The 9,648-nt window shown below is 71.5% G+C and carries 8 protein-coding genes; 5 read left to right on the plus strand and 3 right to left on the minus strand.

Annotation, left to right across the window (positions count from 1 at the left end):
* Positions 1-156 precede the first annotated feature (156 nt).
* The 3 genes from ACFTZC_RS32525 to ACFTZC_RS32535 form a co-directional block, all read right to left on the minus strand.
* Complete coding sequence (locus tag ACFTZC_RS32525) at positions 157-1,401, minus strand: DUF5667 domain-containing protein (RefSeq protein WP_382895829.1); 1,245 nt, start codon at positions 1,399-1,401, stop codon at positions 157-159.
* A gap of 310 nt (positions 1,402-1,711) precedes the next feature.
* A complete protein-coding gene (locus ACFTZC_RS32530; protein WP_382895831.1) occupies positions 1,712-2,506 on the minus strand; it encodes an ECF subfamily RNA polymerase sigma factor, BldN family in 795 nt (264 codons plus the stop codon).
* A 405-nt stretch (positions 2,507-2,911) separates the two neighbouring features.
* Positions 2,912-3,850, minus strand: coding sequence for an HAD family hydrolase (locus ACFTZC_RS32535; RefSeq protein WP_382895833.1), 939 nt, complete (start codon positions 3,848-3,850; stop codon positions 2,912-2,914).
* A 159-nt stretch (positions 3,851-4,009) separates the two neighbouring features.
* On the opposite strand from ACFTZC_RS32535, the gene ACFTZC_RS32540 reads away from it, so the two are divergent.
* The 5 genes from ACFTZC_RS32540 to ACFTZC_RS32560 all read left to right on the plus strand — a co-directional run bounded on the left by ACFTZC_RS32540 (position 4,010) and on the right by ACFTZC_RS32560 (position 9,488).
* Positions 4,010-4,288, plus strand: a complete 279-nt coding sequence (locus ACFTZC_RS32540; RefSeq protein WP_382895835.1) for a glutaredoxin family protein — start codon at positions 4,010-4,012, stop codon at positions 4,286-4,288.
* A 355-nt stretch (positions 4,289-4,643) separates the two neighbouring features.
* Positions 4,644-5,456: a redox-sensing transcriptional repressor Rex gene (locus ACFTZC_RS32545; RefSeq protein WP_382895837.1), complete on the plus strand. Its 813-nt coding sequence runs from the start codon at positions 4,644-4,646 to the stop codon at positions 5,454-5,456.
* Positions 5,453-6,820: a glutamyl-tRNA reductase gene (locus tag ACFTZC_RS32550; protein WP_382895838.1), complete on the plus strand. Its 1,368-nt coding sequence runs from the start codon at positions 5,453-5,455 to the stop codon at positions 6,818-6,820. Before ACFTZC_RS32545 ends, ACFTZC_RS32550 begins: the two co-directional genes overlap by 4 nt.
* Positions 6,817-7,830, plus strand: a complete 1,014-nt coding sequence (hemC, locus tag ACFTZC_RS32555; protein ID WP_382895840.1) for a hydroxymethylbilane synthase — start codon at positions 6,817-6,819, stop codon at positions 7,828-7,830. Before ACFTZC_RS32550 ends, hemC begins: the two co-directional genes overlap by 4 nt.
* A complete protein-coding gene (locus ACFTZC_RS32560; protein WP_382895842.1) occupies positions 7,827-9,488 on the plus strand; it encodes a uroporphyrinogen-III synthase in 1,662 nt (553 codons plus the stop codon). The genes hemC and ACFTZC_RS32560 overlap by 4 nt, the downstream gene beginning before the upstream one ends.
* Positions 9,489-9,648: the final 160 nt, after the last annotated feature.

Here is a 9,648-nt window from a genome sequence, read left to right on the forward strand (position 1 = left end):
CAAACCGGTGGTGTTCCGGGGGGTTTCTTTTTTCTTCTTTCCTCCTTTATATTCTTGGTTGGGTGCCGTCGGCTTTTGGGGGGGGGGGGGGGGGGGGGGGGGGGGGGGGGCGCCCCCCCCCCCCCCACACCAGGGTGAAATCTCTTCGGTACCGGCCTAGTCGGTGTCCTCCGTCTTGATGCCGAGCCCTGGGAGCAGGTCGGGCAGCAGGGGCGGGATGGTGATGTCCGGGCCGGGGCGGTCGGTGCTGTCCCTGTTGTTGTCGTCGGACGGCGAGGGGGTGACGCTGTTCGGCGGCGGGTCGAGCAGGCCGCCCGTAGTTCCGCCGAGCAGACCGTCCTCGGAGGAGGAGGCCGAACCGGGGCTCGACGGATCCGTCCTCCGCTCCTCGGTGTGGGCGGAGCCGCTGCCCGTACCGCCGCTCTCGTGCGGGGTGGCGGGTGCGGGGTGGTCCTGGTGCGGGTGGCCGCCGCCGGTGGAGTCCTGGGTGGAGCCGGGGCGGGTGGGGTCCTGGTGCGTCTCCGGTTCTTGTGGCAGGAGTGACTGGAGGGGGGCGACCTCTTCGTCTATGGCGTCGAACACCGAACTCACCTCGTTGCCGACGTCCGTGAGCTGGACGGGCAGCCGCTCGCGCAGCCCGTTCCACGTCTGGCGGTGCGAGGTGGAGAACGAGGAGAGGGTGGCGATCGGGCCGAGCGAGCCGTCCCGTTCGTAGGCCCGGTGGAGCAGCCGGTGGCCCTCGGTGACGTCGTGCTTCATGACGCCCAGGGTGCGGCGGATCTCGCTGAGGGACTCGTGGTCCAACTGGCCGGAGCGGTCCCGCTCCATCAGCCGGCGTGCCTCGTTGAGGCGGGTCGAGGCATGGTCGAGGTACAGCTCGCCGCGGTCGGACTCGCCGCCCGCCAGGTTGAGCTTGAAGTCCTCCATGCCGCGCTTGAGCCCGTAAAGGGAGTCGCCGGGCAGGGCGTCGGAGCTGGCGGCGGCGACGCCGCCGAAGGCGCCCGCGGCCACTCCGACCGTGAGTCCGCCGGCCGCGAGCCCCTTGGACCAGCGGGATCTCGGCCGCAAGGTGCGCAGCCGGGAAGCGCGATGGGCGCCGCGGCCCGACTTCCGCTGCTCGGGGACCGTAGGGCTGGGATTCACCTCCCCGGCGGCTGTGCCCTCCAACAGCATGGCCTCCATGGCGGCCACGAGCTTCGCCCGGTGCACCACTTTGACCTCGGGGTCCAGCGTGGGCCTCGGCAGTTCACCGAGACCACTTGCCAGGGCCAACAGCCGCCCCTGTTCAGCCGGTTCGGCCGAATCGGCGGGCTGTTCGGCCGCCGTGCCCTGGAGCGTCCGGTCTTCCAGGGCCTGGGCGAAGGCGTTCGCCCGCCGGTGTGCCGAAACGTTCGCGATCACTGGCGGCACCTCCTCTCGTCATGACGATCGACTCCCCTGGGGGTCCGGAAGGTTGCACGCCTTGAGCGCATCCACACGAATGAGTGAGTGGAGTGCGGGCATGGCGTGACCGCAGGGAGCCTGCATCTCGCACAACGAGCGGCGCGGCACTTGGGTTACGGACGAAAGATGATCGGACCAGTGCGTCATCACGGCGTCACTGACGGTGAGTTGGGCTCGCGGTGCGGGCGGCGTGGGGGGAGAGGGATGTGGAAGGAACTGCGGGGGTGGGCCGCGGACGGGGGTGGGGGTGGGGCCGTGGGCGGGACGGTCAGCGGGCGTCTTCGGGGAGCAGCCGGGCCAGGGTGCGGACGGCTCGGTACTGCAAGGTTTTGATCGCTCCTTCGTTCTTGCCCATGACCCGCGCGGTCTCGGCGACCGAGAGGCCCTGGAGGAAGCGGAGCGTGACGCACTCCTGCTGCTGGGGGTTGAGCTTCCGTACGGCTTCGAGGAGGGCCGCGTTCGAGAGGGACTCCAGGACCGAGTCCTCGGGGCTGCGCTCGACCTCGTTGGCGTCGAGCATTTCGCCGGTGGTCACTTCCAGCCGGAAGCGGCTCGACTTGAAGTGGTCGGCGACCAGGTTCCTGGCGATCGTGACCAGCCAGGCGCCGAAGTCGCGGCCCTGCCAGGTGAAGGTGGAGATGCGGCGCAGGGCGCGCAGAAACGTCTCGCTGGTGAGGTCCTCGGCGGTCGCCTTCCCGCCCACGCGGTAGTAGATGTAGCGGTAGACGGTGTCGCTGTACTGGTCGTACAGCCGGCCGAAGGCTTCGGCCTCGCCGGCCTGGGCGCGCTCCACCAACTCCATCATGCGGGCGCTGTCGCTGTCGGCGCTGGGCCGGCGGGCGGTGGTCGGGGTGGCGGAGCTGCTGCGGCCGCCCCGTCTGCCGACGGCCGCACCACCACTCGCCAGGGCGTAACAAGGTCCGATAGGGCCGCTCACGGCAGGGGCCGGTGCGGCGAGGGCGGGGACGGCGTACGCGGTGGGGACGAAGCCGCGCAAGTGGTCGATGACCGTTGCGCGCAGCGTAGCCAGGCCCGAGGCGTCAACCCCGACGTGTGGGTACACGGGACTCCCAGAGGCAGAGCTTCCATCACGTGCAGTGCGGGACCGTTCACTCGCCGTGGTGGTGAGTGGGGTCCGGTATGCGTCTGAGGAGAATAACGCTTCGTACAGGCAGTGCTACACCCAGTTGCTCAAATCATCGATTACGTCGCTTCCGTGCCCCCTAGGGGGCGGATCTAGTAGCACATCGTGACCATTTATTGATCAGATTGCGTCAAGATCTGCTTGCTCTCGTGATGGGTTGTGGCTGAGTGACGGCGTGCAGATGTGCGGACGGCCCCGCGCGTGTTCCCGCGGGGCCGTCCGTTGTGTCGCCCGGCGTGTCGAAACATACGGAACACGCCGGATGTGCCTGATGTGCTGAATGTCGAGCGCCGAATGGCGGACGTGCCCGGGCCTGTCCGGGGGTCAGCGCCGGCGGCGGTGCAGGGCCACCGCGGCGGCCGTGCCGCCGGCGAGGGCGCCGACCCCGGCCGCGGCCGGGATGCCGACCTTGGCCGCCTTGCGGCCGGTGCGGTAGTCGCGCAGCCGCCAGTCCAGTTTCCGCGCGTGCTTGCGGAGCTTGGCGTCGGGGTTGATCGCGTACGGGTGTCCGACCAGCGAGAGCATCGGGATGTCGTTGTGCGAGTCGCTGTACGCGGCGCAGCGGTCCAGGTCGAAGTCCTCGGCGGCGGCGAGCGCCCGGACGGCCTCGGCCTTGGCGGGTCCGTGCAGCGGTTCGCCGACGAGCCGGCCGGTGTAGACGCCGTCGACCGACTCGGCGACGGTGCCGAGGGCGCCGGTCAGGCCGAGGCGGCGGGCGATGATCGTGGCGGTCTCGACGGGCGCGGCGGTCACCAGCCAGACCTGCTGGCCGGCGTCGAGGTGGGCCTGGGCGAGGGCGCGGGTGCCCGGCCAGATGCGGTCGGCCATGTATTCGTCGTAGACCTCCTCGCCGATGGACATCAGCTCGGAGACGCGGTGGCCCTTGACGATGGACAGGGCGCTCTCGCGGGCGTCCTGCATGTGGTCCGGGTCCTCGACGCCCGCGAGCCGGAACCAGGTCTGCTGCCAGGCGAACCGGGCCAGCTCGCGGCGCTGGAAGAACTTCCGCTTGTACAGGCCGCGGCCGAGGTGGAAGATCGCGGCGCCCTGCATCACGGTGTTGTCGAGGTCGAAGAAGGCGGCGGCGCGTACGTCCCCGGCGACGGGGAAGTCGGGCACCTCGGCGGCCGTGTCCGGGGCGGGTTCGGTGACCTGTGATTCCTGTGTGGACCTGAGTCCTGCCTCGGCTGCGGCCTCGCCTGCGAGCACGCTCCTCGCGGTGGCGGAGCGCTTACGGGGGGTGAGCCATCCCAGTGCGGCCATAGCGTGAGCATAGCCAGTCTGTTCGGTGGTTCCGGACGGGCGGGGAGGCCGAGGGGTGAACTCTCCGTGACCGGTGTGCTAATGCGGTGATCATGCCAACAGGGTCCGGTTGTGGACAACCGGCGGGTCCCGGCGCCCGGCGGGCGGAGAATGGGGGCCATGAGTCCTTTGTTGCGGCGTACGACGAAGAAGAAGGCCGGCGAGCGGATGGTGACGCTTGTCTCGAAACCGGGGTGTCATCTCTGCGACGACGCCCGCGCGGTCGTCGAGGCGGTCTGTGCCGAGACCGGTGCTTCCTGGGAGGAGAAGGACATCACGCGGGACGAGGCGCTGCACCGTGCCTACTGGGAGCAGATCCCGGTGGTGCTGGTCGACGGCGAGCAGCACACGTTCTGGCGGGTGGACGCGGAGCGGCTCCGGCGTGAGCTGGGGGCGTGAGTCAAAAGACGGCTACCATCGTGGGCGCTTTGCAGCCTTCTCTCCGGTGATCGTCCTCCCGTGTGCGAGCCGGGTGCGGGGGTGGATCACCGCCGGTTCGGGGACCGGTGCCGGGCGGTCGCGGGGGCGTATTTCGTGAGGAGTGTGTGCGGTTTTGCCCCCTTCGTGTGTGCAACGGGCTGAAGCGGTCCCCGGTTCCGGGATGGCCGGATCGAGGCGCGTGACCCCGGTCACTTTGCTCGGACAAAGCGGACACAATCTTTGTGCACGCGTTCACAAAGACATAGCCTGCATTCGACGGGGCGGTCCTGGGACATACGGCCGCCTGCAGCCCAGCTCATCCCGTTGGAGCACCGTGGCAACTGGCCGAACTCACCGACCGGCGACCCGTAGCCGAGGAATCCCCGAGGCCACCGTCGCCAGGCTTCCGCTGTATCTGCGGGCGCTGACCGCTCTCTCCGAGCGTTCGGTACCCACGGTCTCCTCCGAGGAACTCGCCACCGCCGCAGGGGTCAACTCCGCGAAGCTGCGCAAGGACTTCTCGTACCTCGGCTCCTACGGGACCCGCGGTGTGGGCTACGACGTCGAGTACCTCGTCTACCAGATCTCGCGCGAGCTGGGCCTGACGCAGGACTGGCCGGTCGTGATCGTCGGGATCGGTAACCTCGGCGCCGCGCTCGCCAACTACGGCGGGTTCGCCTCCCGCGGCTTCCGGGTCGCCGCGCTGATCGACGCCGACCCCGCGATGGCGGGCCGGCCGGTCGCGGGGATCCCCGTCCAGCACACGGACGAGCTGGAGACGATCATCAGCGACAACGGCGTCTCGATCGGGGTCATCGCGACCCCCGCGGGCGCCGCCCAGCAGGTCTGTGAGCGGCTGGTCGCCGCCGGGGTCACCTCGATCCTCAACTTCGCGCCGACCGTGCTGTCGGTGCCCGACGGTGTGGACGTCCGCAAGGTCGACCTCTCCATCGAACTCCAGATCCTCGCCTTCCACGAGCAGCGCAAGGCCGGTGAGGGCGCCGCCGCCGAGGCGGCCCTCGCGGCGATGACGCCCGCCGAGCGCGAGACCGCCGCGGGTGTGGCGGAGACGGAGACGACGGCCGGCACCACCCCGCCCGGCCGGAAGGGACCCGACGGGGACGTCCCCGCGGTGATGCCGGCATGAGTCTCCTGGTCGTCGGACTGAGCCACCGCAGCGCGCCGGTGAGCGTCCTCGAACACGCGTCGCTCACCGCGGACGCGCAGGTCAAGCTGTTGCAGGACACCCTCGCCGCGGAACCCGCGACCGAGGCCACCGTCCTCGCCACCTGCAACCGCATCGAGCTCTACGCCGACGTCGACAAGTTCCACGCCGGGGTCGCCGAGCTGTCCACTCTCCTCGCCCAGCACAGCGGCGTCGGACTGGACGAGCTGACCCCCTACCTGTACGTGCACTACGAGGACCGCGCCGTCCACCACCTCTTCTCGGTGGCCTGCGGCCTGGACTCGATGGTCGTCGGCGAGGGCCAGATCCTCGGCCAGATCAAGGACACGCTCGCGCTCGGCCAGGAGCTGCACACCGCGGGCCGTCTCCTCAACGACCTGTTCCAGCAGGCCCTGCGGGTCGGCAAGCGGGCCCACAGCGAGACCGGCATCGACCGGGCCGGGCAGTCGCTCGTCACCTTCGGCCTCGAACAGCTCGCCGCCGGCGCCGACGTCAACGCCTGGGCCGAGGGCAAGCGCGCGCTGGTGATCGGCGCGGGCTCCATGTCCTCGCTGGCCGCCGCGACCCTCGCCCGGGCCGGCGTCGCCGAGATCGTCGTCGCCAACCGCACGGCCGGCCGGGCCGAGCGGCTCGTACAGATACTGGCCCAGTACAGCCTGACCGAGTCCGGCGGGGGCGTCACCGCCCGCGCCGTGGACATGGGCGCCGTCCCCGGCGAGCTGGCCCGCGCCGATGTCGTCGTCTCCTGCACCGGTGCCACCGGCCTCGTCCTGACGGCCGACGCCGTCGAGGGCGCGTTGCACGACCGCCCGGCGCCCCTCGCCCTCCTCGACCTCGCCATGCCCCGCGACATCGACGCCGGGGTGCACCGGCTCGGCGACGCACGGCTGGTGGACATCGAGACGCTGGCCGAGGCGTCCGCCGACGCGCCCATGGCCGCCGACGTCGACCAGGTCCGCACGATCGTCTCCGACGAGGTGGCCGCCTTCGGCGCCGCCCAGCGCGCCGCCCACATCACCCCGACCGTGGTCGCGCTGCGCGCCATGGCCGCCGACGTGGTGAACAGCGAGATCGCCCGCCTCGACAGCAGGCTCCCCGGCCTCGACGGGAAACAGCGCGCCGAGGTCACCAGGACCGTGCGCCGCGTTGTCGACAAACTCCTGCACGCGCCCACCGTGCGGGTCAAGCAGCTCGCCAGCGAGCCCGGCGGCGCCGGGTACGCGGACGCGCTGCGCGAACTCTTCGACCTCGACCCGCAGACGGTCGCCGCCGTCAGCCGGGCCGACCTGAATGACACCGACGGTGTAGGCAGAGGGCGAGTATGACCGAGAAGGCACTGAGGCCCGAGACGGCCTCACGGCCCGAGGAGCCGTTGAGGCCCGACAAGGCCCTGAGGCTGGGCACGAGGCGCAGCAAGCTCGCCATGGCGCAGTCCGGCCAGGTGGCGGAGGCGGTGCGCCGGCTCACCGGGCGCCCCGTCGAACTGGTCGAGATCACCACGTACGGCGACACCTCGCGCGAGCACCTGGCGCAGATCGGCGGCACCGGCGTCTTCGTCACCGCGCTCCGTGACGCGGTGCTGCGCGGCGAGGTCGACTTCGCCGTGCACTCCCTCAAGGACCTGCCGACGGCGCAGCCCGCCGAGCTGATGCTGGCCGCCGTGCCGCGCCGCGAGGATCCCAGGGACGCGCTGATCGCCCGGGACGGGCTGCTCTTCAAGGGGCTGCCCGACGGGGCCCGCGTCGGTACGGGTTCGCCGCGCCGCGCCGCCCAGCTCAACGCGTACGCGCGCAGTCATGGGCTGGCCATAGAGACCGTGCCGATCCGCGGGAACATAGACACCCGGATCGGATACGTCCGCAGCGGGGAGCTCGACGCCGTCGTGCTCGCCGCCGCCGGGCTCCATCGCATCGGCAGGTCGGACGAAGTGACCGACCTCCTGCCGGTCGACACCGTTTTGCCGGCCCCCGGCCAGGGGGCCCTCGCAGTGGAGTGCGCCGCGGTCAACGTGGACCTCGCCGCTGTGCTCGCCGGGCTCGACGACCCGTACACCCGGGTCGCCGTGACCGCCGAGCGTTCCCTGCTCGCCGCCCTGGAGGCCGGTTGCAGCGCACCTGTGGGTGCGCTGGCCGACCTGCTGGCCGACGGACAGGTTGTCAACGAAATGCGCCTGCGCGGCGTCGTCGGCACGACCGACGGCTCGACGCTGGTGCAGCAGTCCATCACCGGTCCCGTACCCACGTCGCTCGACGACGCCCTCGCGCTCGGGCGCGAACTCGCGTCGGGGATGCTCGCCAAGGGTGCGGCCGGTCTTATGGGGGAGCGAGCACATTGAGCCCCACCACCTCTGACCTTCCGGCCTGCTCCGCATCGGGGCACGTCACCTTCCTAGGTGCCGGACCCGGAGATCCGGGTCTGCTGACACTCCGCGCCGTCGAGGCGCTCGCGGGGGCTGACGTACTGATCGCCGAGCCTGATGTGCTCGACGTCGTACGGAGCCATGCGCGGGCCGGCGTGAGCACCCCTGCGCTGACGGTTGTCGACGATGCGTCAGCAGCCGCCGGGATCCCCGCGATCCGGGATGCGGCCAATATTGTCATGGAGGCCGCGCGGGGCGGCAGGCGGGTGGTCCGTGCGGTCGCGGGCGACCCCGGGCTCGACGGCGACGCGGGCACGGAGATGCTCGCCTGCGCCACCGCGGGCATCCCCTTCGAGGTCGTCCCCGGCGTCGCCGCCGCGGTCGGTGTGCCGGCGTACGCCGGGGTGCCGCTGCGCGACGCCCAGGGCACGGACGTACGCATGGTGGACGCCAGGACCGCCAGCGAGCGCTGCTGGAGCGAGGTCGGCGCCAGCGACGGCACGGTCGTCGTCTCCACCACCCTGGAGTCGGTGGCGGCCGCCGCCGGTGAACTGGTCGCGGCCGGCCGCAAGCCGGACACCCCGATGACCGTCACCGTCGCCGGTACGACCACGCGCCAGCGGACGTGGAACGCGACGCTCGGGACGATCGCGCAGATCCTGAAGCAGGCGAAGGTGCTGCCGTCGCCGGAGGGACACCGGCCGGTCATAGCCGTGGTCGGGGAGCGCAGCGCGGCGGCCCAGCGCGATCAGCTCGCGTGGTTCGAGTCCAAGCCGCTCTTCGGCTGGAAGGTCCTCGTCCCGCGCACGAAGGAGCAGGCCGCCTCGCTCTCCGACCAGCTCAGGTCGTACGGCGCGGTCCCGCACGAGGTCCCGACCATCGCGGTCGAGCCGCCGCGTACGCCCCAGCAGATGGAGCGCGCGGTCAAGGGCCTGGTCACGGGGCGGTACGAGTGGATCGCGTTCACCTCGGTCAACGCGGTCAAGGCCGTACGGGAGAAGTTCGAGGAGTACGGGCTCGACGCCCGCGCCTTCGCCGGGATCAAGGTCGCCGCGGTGGGCGAACAGACCGCCGCGGCGCTGGTCGACTTCGGCGTGAAGCCCGACCTGGTGCCCTCCGGTGAGCAGTCCGCCGCCGGGCTGCTGGAGGACTGGCCGCCGTACGACCCGGTCTTCGACCCGATCGACCGGGTGTTCCTGCCGCGCGCCGACATCGCCACGGAGACGCTGGTGGCCGGGCTGATCGAGCTGGGCTGGGAGGTCGACGACGTCACGGCGTACCGCACCGTGCGCGCCTCGCCGCCGCCGGCCGAGACCCGCGAGGCGATCAAGGGCGGCGGCTTCGACGCCGTGCTGTTCACCTCGTCCTCGACGGTGCGGAACCTGGTCGGTATCGCGGGCAAGCCGCACAACGTGACGGTGATCGCCTGCATCGGTCCCGCGACGGCGAAGACCGCCGAGGAGCACGGGCTGCGCGTCGACGTCCTGGCGCCGGAGCCGTCGGTGCACAAGCTGGCGGAGGCGCTGGCCGCGTTCGGCACGCAGCGCCGGGAGGCGGCCAAGGAGGCCGGTGAAGCGGTCACCCGGCCGAGCGAGCGCCGTCCGGGCAGCAGGAGACGGCGTACGACGACCTGAGGCCCGTACGCCTGAGGTGTGTACGTGAGAGACAGGGGCGCGGGCCCGGGGGGGGGGGGGGCCGGGCGCGGCGGGGGGGTGGGGGGGTTTAGGGGTTTGGCCGGGGCCGGGGGGGGTTTGGCCGGGGGGGGCCCCGGGGATAGTCGAAAGTGGGCCCCCC

The organism is Streptomyces sp. NPDC056987 (assembly GCF_042673865.1).
Lineage (GTDB): Bacteria > Actinomycetota > Actinomycetes > Streptomycetales > Streptomycetaceae > Streptomyces.